Raw genomic sequence first — 24,074 nt, 5'->3', positions numbered from 1 at the left:
ATTCCACTTTCCATTTCAAAGAGGATGTAGCAATAAAGCGTTTTTATATGACTTGAATGCAATAATTGTTATCAGCGCAGCAACGAAATTATGTCTAAATGTGTGCAAGTATTACAGTGAATTAAATGAATACTAACTTTCAATTAATGAATATAGTGGGGGGATATATAAAAAATACGATGATGGGATAAAAACAGAGAGGGGGTGGCAATTAAAAATACAATCTAGATATCAACATTCAATGGCATGCCAACTTCATTTTAAAGGCTAACAAAACAATTAGTTATCACATTAAACTTCATACAAAAATTTGTTATTAACATAAAATTCAATCAGAAAATGAGTGTTTTAAAAAAGTATTTATTCCTCATGTTAGTCTAATAGCAGCTTTACAAAATATTCTTCTATATTTAAACCACCATATTCAAATACATATATTTAAAATGCAAAATATAAATAACCTCGGAAACATAACAACGAAAAAAAACGCAGCCTTCTCAGAAGACTGCGTTTTTAATATGCGTAAAAATGATATTACAGTACTGACATAACCATCAGCACAATAACGCCCGATTAATGACGCGTTGGCGCTGCATCATCAGCGTCTGCATCATCTTCTTCGTCGTCGAAATCTTCTTCATCTTCAGCATCTGGATCTTCAAAGTAGGTGCCCCAGCCATCGTAGTTCACACCACATTTTTCAGCCAGTTTCACCAGTTGCTCAACCTGCGCATCAATCAGTTCAGCTTTCAGTGGCACTTCGCAGCTCATATCGCAGCACACCAGTACCGAACCGTCTTCAACTTCCAGCTCTTCGGCATCGCTCACTTCGTAGCTCATTTTAAATGCTTCAACAGCGGCTTTTTCTAAATCTTCGAACTGCTCGGCTGAGAAATGGTGCTCAATGGTATAAAGCGCCTCCGGATCACTGCCATCTTCCAACAGTTCACTAATAATCAGTCGGGTTTCTTCCTGCTGGGCTTCCAGAAATTCACGGTTTGCCATATAGCCTCCAGAGAGTTGAATTATTCACGCTTATTGTCACACACTCACACTACACTCACCACTGCTGTTTTATTAATTAATATAAATGCCACGCGCCTCTTGATAATGGATAAAAACTCAAATAAATTGAATACACAGTCAAATTAAACCATTAATTAAAGATGGATATGCAAACAAGGATGAATTCATGGCTTTTAACTTACGTCACAGAAACCTACTGAAACTCACTGATTTTACGCCAAAAGAGATCCACTTCCTTCTCGACTTGGCCGGTGAGCTAAAAAAGGCAAAGTATGGAGGTTACGAGCAACCGCGCTTACGCGGCAAGAATATCGCCCTGATCTTTGAAAAAACCTCTACTCGCACCCGCTGTGCCTTTGAAGTAGCCGCTTTTGATCAAGGGGCGCATGTCACCTATCTTGGCCCTTCTGGCTCACAAATTGGCGAGAAAGAGTCAATGGCAGATACCGCACGGGTACTGGGCCGGATGTACGATGGCATTCAGTATCGCGGATTTGCCCAGCGCACCGTTGAAGAGCTGGCACGTTACGCCGGCGTACCGGTCTGGAATGGCCTGACCGACAGCTTCCACCCCACTCAAATTCTGGCCGATTTTCTGACCATGCTCGAACACGGGCAGGGAAAGCCGCTCACCAAAATGAAACTGGCTTATCTGGGTGATGCCCGTAACAACATGGGCAATTCACTGCTTGAAGGCGCAGCATTGATGGGCCTTGATTTACGGTTGGTCGCACCCAAAGCCTACTGGCCGGAAGAGGCTCTGGTGGCGCAGTGTCAGGCCATTGCCGCCAACACCGGCGCAAAACTGACTCTGACCGAAGAGGTCGCCGAAGGCGTGCAGGGCGTTGATTTTATCTATACCGATGTCTGGGTTTCGATGGGGGAACCCGAAAGTGTCTGGGCAGAACGGATCGCCGCGCTAAAACCCTATCAGGTAAACATGAATACCCTTAAGTTAACCGGCAACCCGCAGGTAAAATTCATGCACTGCTTGCCGGCTTACCACGATACTCAAACCGCTATCGGGGAAAAAATCAGTGCACAATATGGCATGGAAGGGCTAGAAGTCACCCACGAGGTGTTTGAATCGGCACACTCTATTGTGTTTGATGAAGCGGAAAACCGTATGCACACCATCAAAGCGGTGATGGTTGCGACACTCGGCGCATAATGCAGCCACTGATTTTTTGTCGTGCTATCAGGCAAGGGATCTCCCGCCAACAATGACACCGCACGCAAACGGTTAACCGCCTGCTGCGTATACAACCGCAGGCGTATTGCAGGCGATATAAAATGGCGTATAATTCGCGCAGTGTATTTTATGCTGCGTATGACAGGACACAATCGCCAATGCAACGATTATTCGTGACACTGAGCCACAATACCGCACCAGACGCGGCTATTGGTGTTTTTCCTATCATACACACAATGAAAAAAGCCCCTTAATGAAGGGGCTTTTTTTTCGCCACGACCTTTATCTACACGCTCGGGGAGCGATCGTGCTGCGCAACAACGTAGCCATACACATGGCCACACGGCACATCGCCCTATTCACCTTTACCGGATGCAGAGGATCGCACCATGGCTAACCCGCTTTATCGCAAACACATCATATCCATTCCTGAATTTACGCGGGAAGAGTTGGAATTAGTGGTGGATACCGCCGCGCAGTTGAAGGCCAACCCACAGCCTGAACTGCTCAAGCGTAAAGTGATTGCCAGTTGCTTTTTTGAAGCCTCAACCCGTACCCGCCTATCATTTGAAACGGCAATCCAGCGTCTTGGCGGCGATGTGATCGGGTTCTCTGACAGCAACAACACCTCACTGGGTAAAAAAGGTGAAAGCTTATCCGACTCGATTCGCGTGATCAGTAACTATGTCGATGCCATTGTAATGCGGCACCCGCAAGAGGGGGCGGCGCGTTTAGCCTCTGAATTTTCCAACGGTATTCCGGTATTCAACGCCGGTGATGGCGCAAACCAGCACCCAAGCCAGACATTGCTGGATTTATTTACCATCCGTGAAACACAAGGGCGTTTGGATAACATCAGTATCGCAATGGTGGGCGATCTAAAATATGGCCGCACCGTACACTCGCTCACGCAGGCTCTGGCAAAATTCAACGCCAACCGCTTCTACTTTATCGCGCCTGATGCTCTGGCGATGCCTGATTATATCCTCGAAGAGCTTGACGCTCAGGGAATTGCCTACAGCGTGCACCCAAGCATTGAAGAGGTGATGCCGTTTATTGATATTCTGTACATGACGCGAGTACAAAAAGAGCGTTTTGATCCATCAGAATATGCCAATTTAAAATCACAATTTGTGCTCACCGCCACCGAACTGCACGATGCCAAAAGCAATATGAAGATTCTGCATCCGCTGCCGCGTATTGATGAAATTACCGTTGATGTTGATGCTACGCCGCATGCCTACTACTTCCAGCAAGCCGATAACGGTGTGTATGCCCGACAAGCTCTATTAGCGCTGGTGCTCAATGCCGAGCTTTCGCCAGTCGTCGCGGAAAGTGCTGAGTCGGCATAATCCCTTATCAAGCAGACTAACCAGATAACGGTTTATCGGCACACAAAACATACATACACGTACGAACGCACGCACGCACGCACGCACGGCAACAAATTGTGAAGACAAGGAGCAGATGATTATGGATCGCGAAAATAAATTACAAGTTGAAGCTATTAAAAACGGCACAGTCATCGATCATATTCCCGCCCAAATTGGTATAAAGATCTTAAGTTTGTTTAAGTTCTCTCAAACCCACCAGCGGATCACCGTGGGTTTAAATCTGCCCTCTGCGGCACTCGGCCAAAAAGATCTGATCAAAATTGAGAATATTTTCCTGACCGAAGATCAGGCCAATCAGTTAGCGATCTACGCGCCAGATGCCAGCGTCAATCAGATAGAGAATTATCAGGTGGTGCGTAAATTAAAACCGACGCTGCCAGAGTTCATTGAGCGGGTTCTCAGTTGCCCAAACAGCAATTGTATCAGCCACAGTGAGCCGATTAACTCCGGTTTTAGTGTGCGCAAACAGCAGGGAAACATCCTATTAAAATGCAAATATTGCGAGAAAGTGTTCGCCAGTGATGTCGTCACCGAACAATCTTAATGTTCAACCAGTAACATACAGGCTGTTACACTGGAGGCTGGGTTTCACACGCAACAGCCTCTATACTTGCAGGCAAATTCTCGTTGGTATGATTAAAAAGGAAAACAGATGAGCCACATTATCAATACGGAAAAAGCCCCTGCCGCCATTGGTCCTTATGTGCAAGGCGTTGATCTGGGCAGCATGATCCTGACCTCTGGCCAGATCCCAGTGAACCCAGCCACCGGCGAGATCCCTGATGATATCGCTGCACAAGCTCGCCAATCATTAGAAAATGTGCGCGCTATCGTTGAGGCTGGCAGCCTGCGCGTTGCTGATATTGTGAAAATGACTGTTTTTGTCAAAGATCTGAATGACTTTGCAACTGTCAATGCAGTCTATGAAGCCTTCTTTGTTGAACACAATGCGACATTCCCAGCTCGCTCATGTGTTGAAGTGGCGCGTCTGCCAAAAGATGTAAAAATTGAAATCGAAGCGATTGCTCTGCGTCGCAGCTAATTAAATATAAAAACGCCACACATTACCTTACCGAAACCGGCTGTGTGGCGTTTTTTTATCGAATAATCACTGAAAAACCGGACACTTACCCTTCACTGACCACCAACTGCCCCATGCAACCGGCATCGGCCAGTTCAAGAATACCGCTGTGGTAACGGAATGGCGTTTTTGCAGTGGAAGGCTGATCAAAGCGTACAATCAATTCCACCTCATTTTCGACCCACACCGTATCTTTCCAGCCCATATCCTCGGCTTTTGGCGGCAAACCGCCCACCGATTGCACCCTAAATGCCGCACCGTGCAGCGTAAAAGGTTGCGGAGTGACTGTACTCACCATCCAACGCTCGACCGCCCCCACACGGGTAGTAATATCAACCCGATTGGCATCCCAAAGCGCGCCATTGATGCCTGGGTTTCTCGCATCGCCAAGACGCAGGGTGCGAGTACGCTCGATATTGGTCAGGCCAAAATCATCTGACGGCAGCGTTTCTGGCAACTTGTCGGTCATCAGCGGCAGTAACCCTTCTGGTTTTAGCGTCAACACCAACGAAGAGACCAGTGTCGAGGAGTCTTCAAAAAAACCTTTAAAACGCTCGATGATCGTCGCCGTTTCACCCGCCGTTAAAGAGACTTCATCACCACTGGTTAAATCAACCAACACTTCCCGACGCTCGCCCGGCGCAAGGGTAAACTGTGTGACTGTAACCGGTACGGGCAGCAATCCGGCATCACCGGCAATGATCTGCATCGGGCGGCCATCACTCAGTTGTAAGGTCAGTCGGCGTGCATTGGCCGCGTTAAGCAACCGCAAGCGCACCCAACCACGCGACACTTCCATAAACGGTGACTGCACGCCATTAACCAGCAAAATATTGCCCAGAAATCCGCTCTCATCTGGCTCATATTTGGGCTCGCCAAAAGCATTAAAGCGTTTGTCTTGCAGGATCAACGGCAGATCATCCACGCCATAGTGCTTGGGCAGACGCAGATCACGGGTATGATCGTCATCAACTAGCCACAGACCGGCCAAACCACGGTAGACTTGTGAAGCCATCTTGCCTTGTGTATCAGCATGATACCAACAGGTTGATGCTACCTGTCGAATCGGCAGAATCGGTGCCCACTCTTTTTTCGGTGCCATCAGCCATGCGTTTCCGCCATCAAGAATACCCGGAACACGCAAACCCTGTACGCACATGGAAACGGCTTCATCCAACCGATTGCTGTAAATCATCTTAACGTTATCACCACGGCGGACTCGCACTGTTGGCCCCAGATAGCGGCCATTGATGCCCCATACCGAAGACGCCATTGCACCGTTAAACGCCCACTGTGTTGATTGCAGCGTCAAAAACAGTGGCCGCCCGTGACGATACTCCAGCAACGGTGGAATAGGCAGCTTTTGGCTACTCACGTCTGACTCGGCTTGTACTTTGAATGCCGGATAGGCAGCGCCTGCACATAAGGTAGCCCCCGTAAGCTGCAAAAAACGTCGACGGCTGACAGACATCTCTCTCTCCGAATCTAAAAACAGTATTGCGTGGTCACATCACCCATCAGGATATGATCAATATCGTGGTATCAATATTGTGATCATGCCCTGATGGATAAATGAAAGATCCTGTAAGTCTACAGGCATTTATACCGGATCATAACGTCAGGTAAGCGGGATATAAGCCCAAAATGTATGCACATTGAAAATAAATTAATGTGATTGACGCGCAGCCACTTCCGCATTCAACTGAGCAATTTTATCTGCCATTAATTGATGGCAGTGCTCGGCTAATTCACGCACATTCTCACGGCTATAACCTGTTGTATCAATCGGCGGCAACATTTCAACAATCACCTCGCCATTATTCCAGCGATTTAATCTGACTTTATTATGCTGCTCTGACGCACAGATTAATACTACCGGCACACCGGCAGCAATTGCTGCATGAAACGCACCGGTTTTAAACGGCATTAATCCGCGCCCACGGCTGCGTGTGCCTTCAGGAAACATCCACACCGAAATATTGCGATTTTTTATTTTTTCCACAATTTGCGCGATAGTGTCGTGCGCTTTTGAGCGGTTGTTCCGATCAATTAAAATATTGCCGGTTAACCAGTATAATTGGCCAAAAAACGGTATCCACAAAAGGCTTTTTTTACCGACAGTCACAGTCCGCGGCATTACCATGCCTGATACGGTGACCATATCGTAATTATTCTGATGGTTGGCGATATAAATACAGTTACCGAATTGATCAGAGTTCTGGGCAAAACGACGCTCAACACGTAAACCCAAAATACGATCGAGTTTACTGAATAAACGGCCGAAGGTATAAACATGGCGCGGATTGCGCGGGCTAAACAGACAATACAGGCTACCGCCGATAGACACTAACAGTGCATACAGCACAACAATAAGGGTACGGAAAACAACAAGCATAATCACCTCTGGTTTACAGCTGTGGGCTAGTATACTCAGTTCGGAAAAAAACTCACCGCGGAACTGATCAGTTTCTCGGAATCCTCGCATAAAAAAACATCAGCCTTCTAGCCGATTTCAGGGGTATCCCCCCTGTTATACAAGCCACATTACCGACGATATAAGCAACAATACCGACAGTCAGTTTCATATCTGATTACACTCTTACACTTAAATATACGCTGTGATATGTGGTATACAGCATGGCGATGCGGGCAGTGATATCCAAAAAAAGCGATAAGGGAAGATAATGCGGCTAACTGATTTAACGCTTTTGCACTATTTTAGTGCGCTCTATCAAGAGCAGAATATAACGCAAGCAGCCAGTAAAGCGTTTATTTCACCGCTTGAGTTATCACAGCAGATGATGAGTTTGGAACAGCACTACAACCAGCCATTATTTGAACGGCGGCAAACCTATATGCTGCCGACTGAATTTGCCGACCACATCTATCCGCACGTAAAGCGTATTTTGCATGAAGTTGATTCGCTCAACCACTGCGTCAATGATTACAAAGGCGAAACCCAGCAGCACTTGCATATCGGCGTGGTGCAGTCGGTTGAACCGGTAATCAATAACCTGCTGCGCTATGCCCTGCAACAGCCTAAGCTCTCTATTACCATCACCGAAGCACCAATTGCCGAGATGCTCGATCTACTCAGCTTACACAAGCTAGACATGGTGATTGGTCATTCAGTGCCGTTACTGGCCAATCAGATTGAAAAACAACCATTTTGTGATGATCAGTTGATGGTGGTTGTACCCAAAAATCACTATCTGGCTAGCCAGCCGCAGATCTATTTTAATCAGTTGTTGGATCAAAACCTGATTTTGTTGCCAGAACCACACATCACCCAAACTACGCTGTTACATATGGCTCGTCAGCAGGATTTACCGCTAAAAATCTCGGCGACACTGAGCCAGATCACCGCAATATTGACCGCCATTAATGCCCATTTAGGGATCTCGGTTCTGCCGGCTACCGCTATGCAGCTGCTGCCAGACAACGCACTGGTTTGGCGTAAGCTGGCCGATGCCGATGACAGTCAGCCTATCTGGATCTATCACGCCCGCGATAATGAGCACCATGCACAGGTACAGGCGCTGATCTCAACGTTACTTATGCCCTGCCTGTGTTGACTGACGAGCCAACACTCCAGCAACAAGATAGCAGAGCAGCAGCAGTAACAGCGCATAGCTGCTCTGTGCGCCAATCACCCACAGTAATAACACACCACACAGCAATGCGCCGATCAGTGACATAACCCGCGCTGTACCACGCAATAACACCACACCAGCCAGCATTGCCAGCAGATAAATCAGTACAAAAATAGCGTTGGCGTAGGTAATCAGACTCGACAATGAGATGGTCAGCCCATAAATAATCACCGTACATAACGCGCAAATACTCACAACCCATAGCAACGCACAAACCGGGGTTTGGCGAACAGAAAGCTGTGCGATACGGCTATGTGGCGCATACTGGTGCGCTTGTGACCAAACTAAACGGGCAAAACTTTGTAGATAAATATTAATGCTGGCAAAACAGGCCAGATACCCGATCAAACAAGCCACCTGCTGCGCGGTGTTCCCAAACAAACCACCCACAATTGATGGGATAGACGCAGACGGCTCGATTGCTGGGCCGTACGCCTGAAAATGCAAAACTGCCAGTGTACAAACCCAGTACACACTGCCCGCCAACAGTAAGCCTCCGAGCAGTGCGCGCGGAAAATCACGGGCTGGCTGACGAAATTCAGAGCCTAAATGGGCAAACGCTTCAATCCCGACAAAACACCAGAACATCACCGCCAGTGCCGCCGTTAAGGGCTTCGGTGCTGGCCATGAGGGGATCACCTGCACCTGCCAGACCTGACCGTAGTAGCCAATTAATACCACCACGGCGACGACAAGTAGCGCGATCAACGTTTGAACATTGGCCGACGAACCAGCACTGCGTAGCCCCAACCCGAGCACCAACAGCAGAGTCAGTAATTGAATACCCAGTGCTTGCACAGGGCTAAATCCAAATGCAGCGATCCAAAATCCAGCGGCAATGTGCAGCGCGGCGGGTAATCCAACGGGAATTACCGACAAAAACAGCCAGCCGGTTGCCCGAGCCAAGCGAAGGCCAAAAGCGAGTTCAACAAAATGTACCGTACCCCCAGCATGCGGGTATGTACGCCCCAAGGCAGCAAAGCCAATTGCTATAGGAAAAACCAACATAATCAGCAACGGCCATAACCAGAGTGTTCCCGAACCGGCCAACGCTACCGCTAAAGCTGGAACAGCAAAAATACCGGTACCCAGCAGAGAAGTGGCCAGCAAGCCGATACCTTGCAGCAACCCAAGATCTTGTTTTAATCCAGAGGTATTTTTTATGTTGATTGCCGATTTTATTGCTAACGGTGATGACAATTTAGAGGATTTGGATGCAAAAAAACGCGAAAAAATAGACATAGATGGCACATCCTTGTGCACAAGAAAGAGGCCCCCATAAAGGGAAGCCTGATGGGATCTGAGTGATTGCAGAAAAAATAATCTGGCAAATATGGCTCATTTACCGATACAACAGGTTTAGCGCACTTAGCGTATTAGTACAAACCCGCCTACATCAATCGGCTCGTCACCCTTATCCGCGCCCACTACGGATTGCCGCAATAATGTTACTGGTTGAACAACCATCTTCAAAATTCAACACTTTTACTTCACCACCAGCGGCAATAACTTCCGCACCTCCGGCAATTTGCTCAGGCAGATAATCACCACCTTTCACCAGCAAATCAGGCAATACTGAGGCAATTAAACGCTGCGGCGTGTCTTCATCAAACGGCACAACCCAATCAACTGCACCCAAGCCAGCAAGCACAGCCATGCGCTGCGACAATGGGTTCACTGGGCGGCTTTCGCCTTTCAAACGCTGCACCGAAGCATCAGTATTGACCGCGACAATCAGCCGATCGCCGAGCTTACGGGCATTCTCCAGATATGAAACATGGCCGGCATGCAAAATATCAAAGCAGCCGTTGGTCATCACCACTCGCTCACCACGACGACGCGCCTGTGTCATCACCGCTTTCAGGTTCTGTTCGGTCATCACACCAAAACCGCTGTCAGTACGCCCTCGGATGGCATTTTCCAGCTCCAGCGGTGATAAGGTTGATGTACCCAATTTACCCACCACCACACCGGCAGCAGCGTTAGCCAGAAAACAGGCCTCCGCCAGCGATTTTCCAGCCGCAAGGCTGGCAGCCAACGTGCCAATGACGGTATCACCGGCACCGGTCACATCAAACACCTCTTGGGCCAGCGTTGGCAAATGTAATGGCACATGCCCTTCACGCAGCAGCGTCATCCCATTTTCTGATCGCGTAACCAGCAGAGCATCCAGTTCAAAGCGGCGCAGCAGTTCCATGCCGCGATCAACAATATCCTGCTCTGACTTACAACGGCCGGCCACAGCTTCAAACTCTGACAAGTTCGGTGTCAGCAACGTTGCACCACGGTAGCGCTCAAAATCACTGCCTTTTGGATCAATCAACACCGGAACACCCGCTGCACGCGCCAGTTGAATCATCGGCTGTACAGAACTGAGCGCCCCTTTAGCATAATCAGACAGCACTAGCGCTCCAATATTTGGCAACGCGGCAGCTATGCGATCAAACAGCGGCTGAGGATCGATATCCTCAAAACCCTCTTCGAAATCTAACCGCAACAACTGCTGATTACGCGATAAAATACGCAACTTAGTGATGGTCGGATGGGTTGGCACGGCCACAAAATCGCAGTCAACTTTCACTACGTTCAAAGCCTGTGACAGCGCGATCGCCGCATCATCAACACCGGTTAAGCCCACTAAGCGTGACTGAGCACCCAACGCTGCAATGTTCATCGCCACGTTAGCCGCGCCACCTGGGCGCTCTTCAATTTGCTCAACTTTAACCACAGGAACGGGCGCTTCCGGCGAAATACGGCTGGTTGGCCCATGCCAGTAGCGATCTAACATGATATCCCCTACGACTAAGACACCGGCGCGAGAGTAATCAGGCAACATCACATTCATGCTTTGCTCCACAGACAGCAAAAAATAATCAAATGATGCCTGAGTGTACCACAAGGGTAAATAACAGACATGCAAGGCGCGACAGATGAGGGTAAACTAAACTGTCTGCGTTATTTATTATGAAGTGCATCATGGTTCAAACTCAATTTCGCTCCGCATTTTTTCATCCACGTTATTGGTTAACGTGGCTGGGGATCAGCGCCCTATTTCTGGTTACTCTGCTCCCTTATTCAGTGATCCGAAAACTCGGGTTCGCCCTTGGCCGTCTGTATATGCGCGTTGGAAAACGTCGGGTAAAAATTGCTGAACGTAATCTGGAACTCTGTTTTCCAGAGATGAGCCATGAAGCTCGCCAGCAAATTTTACGCGAAAATTTCGCGTCAACTGGCATGGCGATCATGGAAACCGGTATGGCATGGTTCTGGCCTGACTGGCGAATAAGGCATGTCTTTCAGGTGGAGGGATTAGAGCATATTCATGCAGCACAAGCCCAAAAACGCGGAGTACTGCTGATTGGCGTTCATTTCCTGACGCTCGAACTCGGTGGCCGTATTTTAGGGACGTATACTCCCGGTGTTGGGGTATATCGCGCCAATAACAACGCACTGCTCGATTGGCTGCAAACTTGGGGCCGATTGCGCTCAAATAAATTTATGATCGACCGTAAAGATGTCAAAGGGATGATTCGGGCTCTACGGCAAGGTGAACTCATGTGGTATGCCCCCGACCACGATTACGGCCCGCGCCGCAGTGTCTTTGCACCGCTGTTTGCGGTAGAAAAAGCGGCCACCACCACTGGCACCAGTATTTTAATGAAAGCGGCCAACCCGCTGATTATTGCGTTTGCCCCAATTCGTAATCAAGATAACAGCGGTTATCGCCTGCTGGTTCAGCCTCCAGCACAAGGCTTCCCCATGGAAGATGAGCTGGCCGCCGCCGCCTTTATGAATCAGGTAGTTGAACAGGAAATTTTACGCGCACCGGGCCAATATATGTGGCTACACCGCCGTTTTAAAACGCGGCCAGACGGTGAGCCTTCACTGTATTCGTAACGCATGAGTTATCGGTGTTAACCGTACATCACAGCGTCACCATGCCAGAAACAATAAGGGCCTGATAATCAGGCCCTTATTGTTTCTATCGAGTAACTAGCGAGTTACTATCGATATAGATTACTGCGATAAATGCTACTGTTCAGGCTCAGCAAGCCACGTATTCCAACTTGCCAACACCTGCTGCCGTTCAGCAACAAATTCAGTAGTGCTGACTTTTCCAGCTTGCTGTAACAGTGCTAAACGGTGATTTTCATCCCGCAAATGACAATAGCATTCAGTCAACGCACGCGCCTCTTCGGTTGGCATCAGCCCATAACGGGCTAACTGTTCAAAAATCCGCACGTTATCAGACCATAGCGTAACGGCTGGCTGCTCTGCAGCAAAGCGAAGCACCAAATACTGAGCGATAAACTCAATATCCGTGATCCCACCCGGATCGGCTTTCAAATCAAACCAAGCTAGATCGCGGTTAGAGAGGTGATCTTGCATTTTATGCCGCATAGTCAGCACATCATGTCGGAGTGCTGCCTCGTTACGCGAACGGCATAAAATATCCTGTCGGATCTGGGTAAACCCAGCCCGTAATGCCGGATCGCCATACACTACGCGCGCGCGCGTCAGCGCCTGATGCTCCCATGTCCATGCCTCTTGTTGCTGATAAGCATGAAACGCACTCAGTGGGCTAACCAGCAACCCTGCCGCACCGGAAGGGCGTAAACGGGTATCAATCTCATACAAGATCCCCGATCCGGTACGCGTGCCAAACAGATGCATAATCCGTTGCACCAGACGCAGGTAAAACTGACGGCCATCAATCTGCCTAGCGCCCTGAGTGACAGCCTCTGGCGGGCAATCAATCAGGAACACCAGATCAAGGTCTGAGCCATAACCGAGCTCCCAACCACCGAGCTTACCGTAACCGACCACTGCAAAACCACGGCCTCCGCGTTCGCGCAGATGTTCCGGTTCACCAAAACGGGCACTAACATGGCTCCATGCCTGCTGCACCACCGCTTCAATGATCGCTTCAGCCAGATAGGTCAGATGATCACTGACTTTCATCAGTGGCAGTACCCCCGCAATATCGGCGGCCGCAATTCGCAATAACTGCGCCTGTTTAAACTGGCGCAGTGCCTCCATCTGCTGCTCTTCATCCTCCTCGGGTACGCGCAGTAAATACTGACGCAGTTCATCAGGATAGTGCTGCAAAGAGAGTGGCTGGTACAAGGTATTCGGGTCTAGCAGTTCATCAAGCAAAATTGGGTACTGAGCCAGTTGTTCAGCCACCAGCGGAGACGCTGCACAGAGCGTAATCAGATGCCCTAGCGCGGCGCGGTGCTCAACCAACAGTTCAAGGTAGGTGGTACGGGTGGCGATTTTACTCATCAGATGGATAATGCGCGGTAATAGATCGGCAGCTTGTGGATGTGTCAGCACGGCCTCCAACAGCCTAGGCATCAGGCGATTGAGCACTTCACGCCCGCGCGGGCCGAGCGTTCGCTTATCCATTTCGTGGCGAAAATCAGCCACAGTGCGCTGCACTTTATCCTGCTGCTCTATCGCAACACCCGCAACACAAAGTAGCGCGCGGGTTTCAGGATCACACAGCTCACCGAGCCACAACTCAAGGTAATGCTGCGATTCATGCTCATTCGCGGTACGCTCATCAGAGGTACAGTTTTCCTCCTCTTCCTCACCAATGAGCTGGGTGAAAATCAGCCGTACTGCATTGGTATACCGGTTGAGTGTCTGTTCCAATGCAGACCAGTTATCGTGGTGCATTGCCCATGCCAAACGGGCACGATCAAGTTCCTGTGTCGGTAAATCCTGAGTTGGCAGTGTCTGGGTCTGCTCATCACGAATCGCCTGCAGCAGATTTTCTAGCCGACGCAGATACAGATATGCACAACGCAACTGCTGCGCATCCTCCAAGGTTAATAGCCCCAAATCAGCGCTGGCCTGTAGTGCGGGCAGTAGCGATCGCCCCTGCAAAGCGGGTTCTCGACCACCACGGATCAGCTGAAAGACCTGTGCGATAAACTCAATTTCACGAATGCCGCCCGCCCCGAGTTTGATGTTATCCACCAAACCGCGCCGCCGAACCTCACGGGCGATCATACTTTTCATGTTACGCAATGACTGGATCACACTGAAATCGATATAACGGCGGAACACAAACGGCCGCAACATCTGCTTCAACTCCTGTGCATAACGGCTGCCATCTTCCCCCATTAGGCGCGCTTTGATCATCGCGTAACGCTCCCAATCGCGCCCCTGCTCTTGGTAGTAATCCTCCAGCGCCGCGTAACTCATTACCAGCGGGCCGCTGTCTCCAAACGGGCGCAACCGCATATCCACCCGATACACAAACCCCTCGGCCGTGGGTTGATCGAGCGCTTTAATCAGCCGTTGCCCTAAACGGGTAAAGAACTGGGCATTGGCTAGCGATCGCCGCCCACCCTGCGTTTCGCCGTTTTCTGGGTAAGCAAAAATCAGATCGATATCCGATGAAAAGTTCAGCTCGCCACCACCCAGTTTCCCCATTCCCAAAATCAACAGGGGCTGCGGCTCACCCAATGCATTACACGGCGTGCCCATTTCACGACACGCGGCCTGATACAGCCAATCGCGCGCACCAACAATTAAGGTTTCGGCCAGCAAACTCAACTGCGTCAGGCTATTTTGGGTCAACGAATGTAATGCCGCATTATCGTACGGTCGGCGATCCGCTAATTCTGAACTATCAACCAGAAGTACCGCGCTATCTGCAGCCGTTCGAGCCGCAACTTGCAGCCACGCGATACGTGTCAGCTCAGCGCGCCGAAACTGGCGCAATACACGCATAAATGTGGCTTCATCATTCACACCGGCCAGCGCCTGATCCAACAATACTGCGTACTGCCGCTCACGCCCATAAGCCGGCGGTTCGTTACACAAGCTAACCAGCAGATCCGGCTGCATCAGCAGGGTTTCCGCTGCAAATTCAGAAAGCGCTAACAACTGAACCAATGAAATCAGTGTTGATGCAGAAGTGGGTGCCGACAACATTGTCAGCGCAGACAAAAGATCCAGAGCCGCAATATGGCAACATTGCTGTTCTGATTGCTGAGCTAAGCCCTGCTCCAATTCCCGTTCTAGGCGCTGTTTTAAGCATTGATCTAAGCGCTGCAACAGCGGTTGTGTGGCATACACCAGTGGCTCGGGCAATAACGCGCAAGCCGCATAACTGGCGGCAGAGAAATTACTCAGCACAGTGGCGGGCAGAACAGAGGAAGTCTGGGTCATGGCGGCATCCAATCCGGTAAAAACAGTACGTCAATAAGGGTTTAAACTAACAAAAAAGCCCCGTTTCATCATCATGAATACGGGGCTTTTTATGCTCAATGCATTTTATGTGGGAACATCATCCGTGCTTAAAACGAAACTCACCGATCTCTGATTGCAATTTTTCTGCCTGCTGCTGCATAGCATCAGCGGTTTCAGTCAGCTCAGTCATCACCGTCACCGAGCCGGAGATCAGCTCACGCACATTGCTCAGATTTTTACTCATCTCTTGCGCTACCGCACTTTGCTGTTGAGCAGCCGAGGCTATTTCAAAGTTCATTTCACTGATACTGAGCACGCTCGACTCAATTTTGCTGAACTCGCTGCCAGCCTGAATAATCTGCGCTGTGCCCTCGGCCGCCTCGGTGACACTTTGCTCCATCAGCTCAACAGCCTGACTGGCGCTGCCTTGTAGCTGTGAAATCATCTCCTGAATTTCAACAGTCGCATTCTGGGTACGCTGGGCTAACTGGCGAACTTCATCGGCTACCACCGCAAAACCACGGCCCTGATCGCCTGCCCGTGCTGCTTCAATCGCCGCATTAAGGGCCAGCAGATTCGTCTGCTCAGAGATGCTACGAATGGTTGATACTACCGATCCAATCGAACCGACCCGCTCCTCAACCTGATTCACCGCATGAGCTGACTCACGAATATCTGCCGACAGTTGGCGGATAACCTCAGTGGTTCGCCCGACAAACTGCGCCCCCTGTTTAGCTTGTTCGGCGCTAATGGTGGTCGCTTGTGAGGCCAACTCGGTATTTTGTGCCACATTCTGTACAGTAGAGCTCATCTCGCTCATTGCTGATGCCAGCTGATCGATCTCGGCAAACTCCTCTTTAGTCGCCTCGCCGGTTTCACTCATGGCAACTGACATTACCTCGGCAATCGCGGTTAACTCCTGCGCGGTTGAGGTTTGAATCGCCACAATATTGTGTAAATTCAAACGGGTCTGCTCCAGTACCCGCGCCATATCACCAAATTCATCACGGCACGGCATCACTATCGGCGATGTCAGATCTTTGTGGGCAATCGCCTTAATATTGCAGGTTAAATAGTTGATCTGCTTATGCATAGTCCGCACAGCACTAACCAGTAAACCAATAAACAACACCGCTATTGCTGCGGTTTGCCACAATATTTTCAGCAGAAAATCCTGATATGTTTGATCAGCAAACTGCCGGTCAAGCGCCACCCCGATAACCCACCCGTTATGACTGAGCAGATAAGTCTGCTGCCCACCCTCACTCACCCAGCCAGCCGACACCCCGCCTACCGCCTGCTGCCAGCTTTCGCGATCACGAAAGCGGGAATTCCCTAGCAACTCTCCTTCCGGTGTCAGCACATAAACGCCACCGTTCTCCTGGCCCGACAACGGTTGTAACGCACCGGAAAGTGTTGAAGCCTGCCCCGCGGTGTACAAATTATCCAGCAATGCCGCCGCCACTTTTGCCTGATGCTGTGCGTTTTGCTGAGCCGACATCAGCAAACTTTGCTGTAATAAATTGGCATCAAACAACTGCTTTCCCGCCAGAAGCAGGGTACTGACCACCATCAACAGCACAATTTTCGGTAACAACCGAATATTGACCAGACAGCGCTCTACGAAATTAAACGTTATTGTATTCATACTCATCCCTGTTTCTGCATATGCCTGATTTCAGCGGAAGATTTTTCGTCTGCCCCCTCTATCGGCAAAGCGCGTCAATACATAATTTTGGCGACAAAAATAAGCGATTAGGTTCACAAAAATCACAGACAAGAAAATAATCTGGCTGGATAAAGAAGATCTTCATCACAAATACAACAAGGCGTCGAAACAGAAAGTATGCGGAGAAATAGCCCGTACCGTTTAAAACTCGAGAGAACACAGGATTAGCCTGTATAACCGGTCAAGTAAGGAGAAATACCCACATATTCTTCGGTAAAAAAACACAAACTGAGTATTTTCCCTCAAAGAGCAACTCTGCTTGTCTTTCCTCTGTTACGTTTACAAAATTGCAACGTTAAAAACCGACAGACCGAAAGGTGCTGACCTCATTTTGCAACAAGTAATGCCCTACGCAACAACAAGGAGTGTGTATGCAAACCCTAAAGGAGCGGGCTATTTGGTTCACCGTTGCCCTGATCGGCGCGCTGGCTTTTGCCACTATCGCCCTCAACCGCGGTGAGACCGTTAATGCCATCTGGCTGATTGTGGCTGCTGTTTCGTGCTATCTGATCGCCTACCGTTTTTACAGCCGTTTTATTGCCAGCAAAGTGCTCGAACTTGATGCCACCCGCATAACGCCGGCTCAGCGCCACAATGACGGGCTAGATTATGTTCCCACCAACAAATGGGTGCTGTTTGGCCACCATTTTGCCGCCATTGCCGGCGCAGGCCCATTAGTTGGCCCAGTATTAGCCGCACAAATGGGTTATCTGCCGGGTACGCTGTGGATTTTAGTGGGGGTGATGTTTGCCGGTGCGGTACAAGATTTTATCGTGCTGTTTATTTCTACCCGCCGTGACGGCAAATCACTCGGTGAAATTATCCGTGCAGAAATAGGGCCGGTGGGCGGAGCAATTGCCTCAATCGGGATCTTGATGATCATGGTGATCTTACTCGCCGTACTAGCTCTGGTGGTCGTGAAGGCACTGGTAGGCAGCCCGTGGGGCACATTTACCATTGCTGCCACTATTCCGATTGCGCTGTTTATGGGCATTTATATGCGCTATATCCGCCCCGGCAAGATTGGTGAGATCTCGGTAATTGGCTTTGTCCTGCTAATGCTCTCAATTGTCTACGGTGAAAATGTTGCCCAAAGCAGTATAGCCAGTTGGTTTATGCTGGAAGGAAAAGATCTGGCTTGGGCGCTGATTATTTATGGTTTTATCGCCTCGGTACTGCCGGTATGGTTGCTGCTCGCACCACGTGATTATCTCTCTACTTTCCTGAAAATCGGCACAATTGTCGGTTTAGCATTGGGTATTGTGATTGTTGCCCCAGATCTGCAAATGCCGTCAATCACCCGCTTTATTGATGGCAGCGGCCCGGTCTTTGCCGGAAGCTTATTCCCATTTTTGTTTATCACTATTGCCTGTGGGGCAATTTCCGGTTTCCACTCACTGGTCGCTTCCGGCACAACCCCGAAAATGATCGAGAATGAATCGCACACCCGCATGATCGGCTACGGCGCAATGCTGATGGAGTCATTTGTAGCCATGATGGCGCTGATTGCCGCTTGTGTACTCGAGCCGGGAGTCTATTTTGCGATGAATGCCCCTGCCGCACTGATCGGTACAACCGCTGAAGAAGCGGCCCGAGTGATCAGCCAGTGGGGGTTTGTGATCACACCGGAAATGCTGACCCAAATGGCGCGTGATGTGGGTGAACAAACCATTTTATCGCGTGCCGGCGGCGCACCGACACTCGCGGTAGGTATGGCTCATATTTTATCGCAAGTGTTTGGCGGGCAAGCGATGATGGCATTCTGGTATCACTTCGCCATCTTGTTTGAAGCGCTGTTTATTTTAACGACTATTGATGCCGGAACTCGGGTCTGCCGTTTTATGATTCAGGATCTGCTCGGCAGCTTCTTTAAACCACTGGGCAATACCGATTCTCTGCCGGCAAATTTGCTGGCCACCACGCTGGCCGTCAGTGGTTGGGGTTATTTCCTGTATCAGGGAGTGATAGATCCGCTCGGCGGAATCAACACTCTGTGGCCACTGTTCGGCATTGCCAACCAAATGCTAGCCGCAATGGCACTGATCCTCTGCACCACCGTACTGATTAAGATGAAAAAAGCCCGTTTTGCCTGGATCACCGGTCTGCCTTGCTCGTGGGTACTGATTACCACTCTGTATGCCGGCTGGCTGAAAATTTTCAGCGAAAATCCAAGAATCGGCTTTTTGGCACATGCCGATAAATTTCAGGCAGCAGCAGAAAAAGGTGAGATTCTAGCGCCTGCAAAAACCCTCGAGCAGATGCAACAGGTGATCGTGAACGACTACGTAAACGCAGGGTTAAGCACCCTGTTTATCAGTGTGGTACTGGCCATGCTGTTTTTTGGTATCCGCGCAGCGTTAAAAGGCCATCGCAGCCACACTGCCACGGCAAAAGAGACGCCCGCACAGTATCAGCCGGAGGGATTATAATGCCGACAGCAAAAATGATTACACGGTTTAGCCGTATCAAGCTGCTTTACCAGCGAGTGGCAGAAACTGCACGTTTGATGGTCGGTGTACCTGATTATCTGCGCTATGTTGAACATATGCAGGAAGCCCACCCTGAACTCCCAGTATTAACGGAAGCCGAATTTCACCGCGCCTGTATTGAGGCGCGCTATCCGGGTAAAAAAGGCACATTGAGTAAGTGCCCATGCTAACACTTGTCGGTTTACCGAGTATGTTGCCAATCACACCGATAAACCGCTAACGGAGTCAGGTATCTGATATCTACTATCAGATACACATCTCAGATACCCATAAAAAAGGGCGGATAAACCATCCGCCCTTTTCTTTTATCTATTACATTATGGGTTTATTTCTATTTCCATAATGCTATTTCAATAATGCAATCTGAATTACGCACCACCGTCTGGCACTGAATAATTAACCATCAAAACCAATAGCCAGCCTGTTCCAAGGCATGATGCCGCGCCAACTCCAACTGCCCGACTAAATGAACCTCTTCAGCATTGAGGCTGCTCAATAACTGTTCACAGCACGCAAGCAAGTCTGTATCTAGCGTCAAATCATGCTCTGCATTATCTACGCTTTCCTGCTCTACGTTTGCAGTAGCAAGCAGGCTGTCGGTATATTTCTGGACAAAACGGCGCGCCACATCGTGCTGTTGTAGAGTTTGTTGCTGTGCCCACAATGCCTGCCACGCCTGACGGAACGGCAAACAGAGCTCGGCGGAATACAACCCACCCAGAGCCAGTTCAGTTTGGGCATAACGCTGCACCCGTGGCATTTGGTCCAGATAGTTTTGCCGTGCCAGCGATTTTGCGCCAACAAAGACACTTTTTACCTCAGACCACTGGCGCGCCAACTGGATATCGGCAAACCGTTTGACCGGTGCGGCTAAATCCTGCTTGCCTTTTGCATCAGTGAAACCCTGCCAGCGTTGTTCAATCAACCACTGGTTAAACGTCAGCAACAGTTGGGCATAACGCGGGCTAAGCAGTAACGCTTGAAAATGGGCACTGCACAGCGGGCGTAATGCCACTTCAGCGGCCTCAAACAGCACCGGAGCACGGGTTTCCAACGCAACATCCGGTTGCTCTAACCATGCAGCCAATGGGCTTAAGCCATCAACAACCGCCAATTGCTCATCAAGCCACAGTAAATCCTGCCGCAAAGCTGCGGTTGCTTTGCGCGGAATTTGCCGGCCAAACAGCGTGAACCATTGGCGGATAAAATCAACCGCACAACGCACCTCTTGTAGCGCAGACCATGCCTGTGGAGCACGGTATGTTGGCTCACTGACCTTACCGACTGCCGCATGAAACAGCGCTTCATTGGCCTGCCAGTGAGCCAGCGCCTGCTCTAATGCCTGCACGAAGGCCAGCTCCAAATTGGCTTTTCGCGATACTGCCATCAATGACATCGGGGTGGCCATATCAGCAGTATAATGCTCTGACAACCCAGCGCGTGGTGATGCAAGTTGCTGCGCCAAACGGTATCCGCGCGCCGCTTTGCTGTCACTGCCCTGACGTAATCCGCCCAACTGGCACAACTGTGCAGCTAGCTGAAATAGCGCACGCGGCTGGCCACTGATTAACTCAAGCTCTATCTCACAAATCGCTTCACGGCGATCACCGGCAATCACCCACCCCTGATCAAACGCCAGCTCTATCTCAGAAAAACGGTTGCACGGCTTTCCGCTATCATCATGATCTTCAAAACGAATCAGCCACTGCTGGCGCAAAAAATCGGTATTAAACAGCGGTTGCAACTGTGCATTCACCGCACTGATATCCCACTCGGTTGGCCAGATATCGGTATCAAACAGTGCCAAATCGGGCGTTTCCTGTGTGATAGCCACATTAAATTCCGGCCGCTGATGCAACCCCGCCACGACCCGACCATCTGTTTTTAAGGTTTGGGTATGGGCATTATCCGCCGTGCGTACACGTAATCCCATCTTGGCACTACGCAAAAGTTGCGCAGGCGTATCATAATAGGTGTTGATCAGTTGTCGCTGGCGCTGTTCGCTGATCAGCTGTTTTTTCAGCAGCTGTAACAACGGGGCTTCGATCGCCGAAGACACAATAAATTTCAGCTCAATTTCAGTATTCATAATGGGAAACCAGATGTTGTCACGTAAATAGCACTGCTCTTTTATCTTAATGGCAGCAGAAAAATGAGGTTATTTGACGTCAAGCGGGTGAAGTCTGCGGTGACATACGATAACATGCGCATCCTCTGACAACTGTTGCGCAATTAAACGCCAACATAGGTACATTGGTTATGCCAGTTAATACTATTTTAGGTCTTTTTGCCAAGTCTCCCATCAAACCTTTGGGTGAGCATGCGAAAAAAGTACACGAGTGCTGCTTGCAGCTAGTGCCTTTTTTTGAAGCTACTGCAAACGATGATTGGGAAAAAGCGAATCAGCTACGCGAGCATATTTCTCAGCTTGAGAAACAGGCAGACACGCTGAAACGTGAGATCCGACTTAAGCTGCCACGCGGCTTATTCCTGCCCGTTGACCGTACTGACATGCTTGAATTGCTGACTCAGCAAGACAAACTTGCCAACCGTGCGAAAGACATCTCTGGGCGCATTATCGGCCGCCATTTGCGCATTCCCGATGAAATGCACCCTGCTTTCATGAACTATCTGCAACGCTGCTTGGACGCAACCGCGCAATCAAATCGAGTTATCGCCGAAATGGACGGCTTGCTCGAAACCGGCTTTAAAGGCCGTGAGGTTGCACTGGTAGAAACGATGATCACGGAGTTGGATCACATCGAAGATGATACAGACCACCTCCAGATCCTGCTACGTCAGACGCTTTTGACGCTGGAAGATCAATTCAATCCGATTGATGTGGTGTTCCTGTACAAAACTCTGGAATGGGTGGGTGATTTAGCCGATCAGGCATTGCGCGTAGGCGCTCGTCTGGAACTGATGCTAGCTCGCTCATAACGTAGCAAATAATAGGTAATTCAATGGAAATTTTGGCACAACACGGCTCACTTATCGTGCTGGTCGCGGCCCTTTTAGGCTTACTGATGGCTATTGGTATCGGCGCAAATGATGTCGCCAATGCAATGGGTACTTCTGTCGGCTCAAAAGCGGTCACTATCAAACAAGCGATTATTATCGCGATGATCTTTGAGTTTGCCGGCGCTTATCTGGCCGGTGGTGAAGTTACCCAAACCATTCGTAACGGGATCATTGAGACCTCGTTATTCAACCATCAACCGCAAATTCTGGTCTTTGGCATGATGTCAGCGCTACTGGCAGCCGGTACTTGGCTGATAGTGGCATCATTCATGGGCTGGCCAGTATCCACTACCCACTCCATTATCGGTGCAATTATCGGTTTTGCCTGTGTGTCTGTTGGGCCACATGCGGTTGACTGGAGCAGTGTAAAAGGCATCGTCGGGAGCTGGCTGGTGACACCGCTGATTGCGGGGGTACTAGCTTATGGCATATTTATCAGTGCACAACGGCTGATATTTGATACCGAAAATCCGATGAAAAATGCCAAGCGCTATGGTCCGGTATACATGTTTTTAACCGCGCTGGTTATTTTCTTGGTAACCATCAAAAAAGGCTTAAAACATGTTGGTCTGGATCTGAGCGACAGCGAAACACTGCTAATTTCCGTGTTATCTGCCTTTGCCGTGATGATCGGCGGCTACCTGTATATCTCCAGCAAAAGTTTTACCGCCAAAGCGGTGTCTAAAAACGGTTTTGCCGGTGTAGAGCGGGTCTTTAGTGTGCTGATGGTGATCACCGCCTGTGCAATGGCATTTGCCCATGGCTCAAACGATGTTGCCAACGCCATTGGCCCACTTTCGGCGATTGTTGCCGTGATCAACAGCGGAGGCGATTTACAAAGTACCTCGCCAATCGTCTGGTGGATCTTGCCTCTTGGCGCAGTCGGTATCGTGATTGGTCTAGCACTGCTGGGTCATAAAGTGATGGCAACTGTCGGCACCGGGATCACCGATCTGACACCGAGCCGTGGTTTTGCTGCACAATTTGCTACCGCCACTACCGTGGTTATCGCCTCAGGTACAGGTTTGCCTATCTCCACTACCCAAACACTGGTGGGTGCGGTATTGGGTGTTGGCTTTGCGCGTGGTATTGCGGCGCTAAACTTGGGCGTGGTGCGAAACATTGTCGCATCATGGATCATTACCCTACCTGCGGGTGCTTTCCTGTCGATCATTTTCTTCTACTTTTTCCGCGCGGTGTTCTCTTAATCGCCGAAAAATAGTTCAAAAGATAACAGTGCTAACTGGGTGGTGCGTCAAACTGGCGCGCCACCGATTTGCTTC

General features: G+C 49.7%; 18 protein-coding genes. 10 read left to right on the top strand and 8 right to left on the bottom strand.

Annotated features, from left to right (window positions below; all coding sequences use genetic code 11):
• Positions 1-573: 573 nt before the first annotated feature.
• Positions 574-1,005: a ribonuclease E inhibitor RraB gene (gene rraB, locus AC1HDJ_RS04995; RefSeq protein WP_479533868.1), complete on the bottom strand. Its 432-nt coding sequence runs from the start codon at positions 1,003-1,005 to the stop codon at positions 574-576.
• A gap of 187 nt (positions 1,006-1,192) precedes the next feature.
• Here rraB and argF point away from each other — a divergent pair, with 187 nt between their 5' ends.
• From argF to ridA, 4 genes are all read left to right on the top strand, one after another.
• Positions 1,193-2,197, top strand: a complete 1,005-nt coding sequence (gene argF, locus AC1HDJ_RS04990; protein WP_479533866.1) for an ornithine carbamoyltransferase — start codon at positions 1,193-1,195, stop codon at positions 2,195-2,197.
• A 410-nt stretch (positions 2,198-2,607) separates the two neighbouring features.
• Positions 2,608-3,570, top strand: coding sequence for an aspartate carbamoyltransferase (pyrB, locus tag AC1HDJ_RS04985; protein WP_479533864.1), 963 nt, complete (start codon positions 2,608-2,610; stop codon positions 3,568-3,570).
• A gap of 121 nt (positions 3,571-3,691) precedes the next feature.
• Positions 3,692-4,156: an aspartate carbamoyltransferase regulatory subunit gene (pyrI, locus tag AC1HDJ_RS04980; RefSeq protein WP_479533862.1), complete on the top strand. Its 465-nt coding sequence runs from the start codon at positions 3,692-3,694 to the stop codon at positions 4,154-4,156.
• A 108-nt stretch (positions 4,157-4,264) separates the two neighbouring features.
• Positions 4,265-4,654, top strand: a complete 390-nt coding sequence (gene ridA, locus AC1HDJ_RS04975) for a 2-iminobutanoate/2-iminopropanoate deaminase (RefSeq protein ID WP_438623655.1) — start codon at positions 4,265-4,267, stop codon at positions 4,652-4,654.
• Between the two features lie 85 nt (positions 4,655-4,739).
• Here ridA and ftsP read toward each other — a convergent pair whose 3' ends face one another.
• Both ftsP and AC1HDJ_RS04965 read right to left on the bottom strand, forming a co-directional pair.
• The gene (ftsP, locus tag AC1HDJ_RS04970; protein ID WP_479533860.1) at positions 4,740-6,164 is read right to left on the bottom strand and encodes a cell division protein FtsP; all 1,425 of its coding nucleotides are present in this window, start codon (positions 6,162-6,164) and stop codon (positions 4,740-4,742) included.
• Between the two features lie 195 nt (positions 6,165-6,359).
• A complete protein-coding gene (locus AC1HDJ_RS04965; protein WP_479537008.1) occupies positions 6,360-7,088 on the bottom strand; it encodes a 1-acylglycerol-3-phosphate O-acyltransferase in 729 nt (242 codons plus the stop codon).
• Between the two features lie 289 nt (positions 7,089-7,377).
• On the opposite strand from AC1HDJ_RS04965, the gene AC1HDJ_RS04960 reads away from it, so the two are divergent.
• Positions 7,378-8,268, top strand: coding sequence for a LysR family transcriptional regulator (locus tag AC1HDJ_RS04960; RefSeq protein WP_479533858.1), 891 nt, complete (start codon positions 7,378-7,380; stop codon positions 8,266-8,268).
• Here the strand turns inward: AC1HDJ_RS04960 and yjeH are convergent.
• Both yjeH and hldE read right to left on the bottom strand, forming a co-directional pair.
• Positions 8,245-9,588 carry an L-methionine/branched-chain amino acid transporter gene (gene yjeH / locus AC1HDJ_RS04955; RefSeq protein WP_479533856.1) on the bottom strand — a complete coding sequence of 448 codons (1,344 nt, stop codon included), beginning with the start codon at positions 9,586-9,588 and terminating at the stop codon, positions 8,245-8,247. The two genes, AC1HDJ_RS04960 and yjeH, sit on opposite strands and share 24 nt — an antisense overlap.
• Before the next feature lie 172 nt (positions 9,589-9,760).
• Positions 9,761-11,191, bottom strand: coding sequence for a bifunctional D-glycero-beta-D-manno-heptose-7-phosphate kinase/D-glycero-beta-D-manno-heptose 1-phosphate adenylyltransferase HldE (gene hldE, locus AC1HDJ_RS04950; RefSeq protein WP_479533854.1), 1,431 nt, complete (start codon positions 11,189-11,191; stop codon positions 9,761-9,763).
• A 131-nt stretch (positions 11,192-11,322) separates the two neighbouring features.
• Here hldE and AC1HDJ_RS04945 point away from each other — a divergent pair, with 131 nt between their 5' ends.
• Positions 11,323-12,243 (top strand): Kdo(2)-lipid IV(A) acyltransferase, encoded by a 921-nt coding sequence (locus tag AC1HDJ_RS04945; protein WP_479533852.1) that lies wholly within the window; start codon positions 11,323-11,325, stop codon positions 12,241-12,243.
• Positions 12,244-12,378: 135 nt separating this feature from the next.
• Here AC1HDJ_RS04945 and glnE read toward each other — a convergent pair whose 3' ends face one another.
• On the bottom strand, positions 12,379-15,294 hold the full coding sequence (gene glnE, locus AC1HDJ_RS04940) for a bifunctional [glutamate--ammonia ligase]-adenylyl-L-tyrosine phosphorylase/[glutamate--ammonia-ligase] adenylyltransferase (RefSeq protein WP_479537006.1): 2,916 nt from the start codon (positions 15,292-15,294) through the stop codon (positions 12,379-12,381).
• Between the two features lie 355 nt (positions 15,295-15,649).
• Positions 15,650-17,200: a methyl-accepting chemotaxis protein gene (locus tag AC1HDJ_RS04935; protein ID WP_479533850.1), complete on the bottom strand. Its 1,551-nt coding sequence runs from the start codon at positions 17,198-17,200 to the stop codon at positions 15,650-15,652.
• A gap of 452 nt (positions 17,201-17,652) precedes the next feature.
• Between AC1HDJ_RS04935 and AC1HDJ_RS04930 the strand changes: the two genes are divergently transcribed.
• Both AC1HDJ_RS04930 and AC1HDJ_RS04925 read left to right on the top strand, forming a co-directional pair.
• Positions 17,653-19,710, top strand: a complete 2,058-nt coding sequence (locus AC1HDJ_RS04930) for a carbon starvation CstA family protein (RefSeq protein WP_479533848.1) — start codon at positions 17,653-17,655, stop codon at positions 19,708-19,710.
• The gene (locus AC1HDJ_RS04925; RefSeq protein ID WP_479533846.1) at positions 19,710-19,940 is read left to right on the top strand and encodes a YbdD/YjiX family protein; all 231 of its coding nucleotides are present in this window, start codon (positions 19,710-19,712) and stop codon (positions 19,938-19,940) included. Before AC1HDJ_RS04930 ends, AC1HDJ_RS04925 begins: the two co-directional genes overlap by 1 nt.
• Positions 19,941-20,173: 233 nt before the next feature.
• Here AC1HDJ_RS04925 and AC1HDJ_RS04920 read toward each other — a convergent pair whose 3' ends face one another.
• The gene (locus AC1HDJ_RS04920; RefSeq protein ID WP_479533844.1) at positions 20,174-21,859 is read right to left on the bottom strand and encodes a CYTH and CHAD domain-containing protein; all 1,686 of its coding nucleotides are present in this window, start codon (positions 21,857-21,859) and stop codon (positions 20,174-20,176) included.
• A 170-nt stretch (positions 21,860-22,029) separates the two neighbouring features.
• Between AC1HDJ_RS04920 and AC1HDJ_RS04915 the strand changes: the two genes are divergently transcribed.
• Both AC1HDJ_RS04915 and AC1HDJ_RS04910 read left to right on the top strand, forming a co-directional pair.
• Entirely contained in the window at positions 22,030-22,710 is a 681-nt protein-coding gene (locus AC1HDJ_RS04915) for a TIGR00153 family protein (RefSeq protein WP_438622367.1), read from the top strand.
• A gap of 23 nt (positions 22,711-22,733) precedes the next feature.
• Positions 22,734-23,999, top strand: coding sequence for an inorganic phosphate transporter (locus tag AC1HDJ_RS04910; protein WP_479533842.1), 1,266 nt, complete (start codon positions 22,734-22,736; stop codon positions 23,997-23,999).
• Positions 24,000-24,074: the final 75 nt, after the last annotated feature.

Source organism: Plesiomonas sp. ISS29, assembly GCF_056522795.1.
This window is presented reverse-complemented; position numbering and strand designations above follow the sequence as displayed.

Excerpts from the sequence above, each read along its gene's own strand:
- rraB (WP_479533868.1), bottom strand. The coding sequence starts at position 1,005 with ATGGCAAACCGTGAATTTCTGGAAGCCCAGCAGGAAGAAACCCGACTG.
- argF (WP_479533866.1), top strand. The coding sequence starts at position 1,193 with ATGGCTTTTAACTTACGTCACAGAAACCTACTGAAACTCACTGATTTT.
- pyrB (WP_479533864.1), top strand. The coding sequence starts at position 2,608 with ATGGCTAACCCGCTTTATCGCAAACACATCATATCCATTCCTGAATTT.
- pyrI (WP_479533862.1), top strand. The coding sequence starts at position 3,692 with ATGGATCGCGAAAATAAATTACAAGTTGAAGCTATTAAAAACGGCACA.
- ridA (WP_438623655.1), top strand. The coding sequence starts at position 4,265 with ATGAGCCACATTATCAATACGGAAAAAGCCCCTGCCGCCATTGGTCCT.
- ftsP (WP_479533860.1), bottom strand. The coding sequence starts at position 6,164 with ATGTCTGTCAGCCGTCGACGTTTTTTGCAGCTTACGGGGGCTACCTTA.
- AC1HDJ_RS04965 (WP_479537008.1), bottom strand. The coding sequence starts at position 7,088 with ATGCTTGTTGTTTTCCGTACCCTTATTGTTGTGCTGTATGCACTGTTA.
- AC1HDJ_RS04960 (WP_479533858.1), top strand. The coding sequence starts at position 7,378 with ATGCGGCTAACTGATTTAACGCTTTTGCACTATTTTAGTGCGCTCTAT.
- yjeH (WP_479533856.1), bottom strand. The coding sequence starts at position 9,588 with ATGTCTATTTTTTCGCGTTTTTTTGCATCCAAATCCTCTAAATTGTCA.
- hldE (WP_479533854.1), bottom strand. The coding sequence starts at position 11,191 with ATGAATGTGATGTTGCCTGATTACTCTCGCGCCGGTGTCTTAGTCGTA.
- AC1HDJ_RS04945 (WP_479533852.1), top strand. The coding sequence starts at position 11,323 with ATGGTTCAAACTCAATTTCGCTCCGCATTTTTTCATCCACGTTATTGG.
- glnE (WP_479537006.1), bottom strand. The coding sequence starts at position 15,294 with ATGTTGTCGGCACCCACTTCTGCATCAACACTGATTTCATTGGTTCAG.
- AC1HDJ_RS04935 (WP_479533850.1), bottom strand. The coding sequence starts at position 17,200 with ATGAATACAATAACGTTTAATTTCGTAGAGCGCTGTCTGGTCAATATT.
- AC1HDJ_RS04930 (WP_479533848.1), top strand. The coding sequence starts at position 17,653 with ATGCAAACCCTAAAGGAGCGGGCTATTTGGTTCACCGTTGCCCTGATC.
- AC1HDJ_RS04925 (WP_479533846.1), top strand. The coding sequence starts at position 19,710 with ATGCCGACAGCAAAAATGATTACACGGTTTAGCCGTATCAAGCTGCTT.
- AC1HDJ_RS04920 (WP_479533844.1), bottom strand. The coding sequence starts at position 21,859 with ATGAATACTGAAATTGAGCTGAAATTTATTGTGTCTTCGGCGATCGAA.
- AC1HDJ_RS04915 (WP_438622367.1), top strand. The coding sequence starts at position 22,030 with ATGCCAGTTAATACTATTTTAGGTCTTTTTGCCAAGTCTCCCATCAAA.
- AC1HDJ_RS04910 (WP_479533842.1), top strand. The coding sequence starts at position 22,734 with ATGGAAATTTTGGCACAACACGGCTCACTTATCGTGCTGGTCGCGGCC.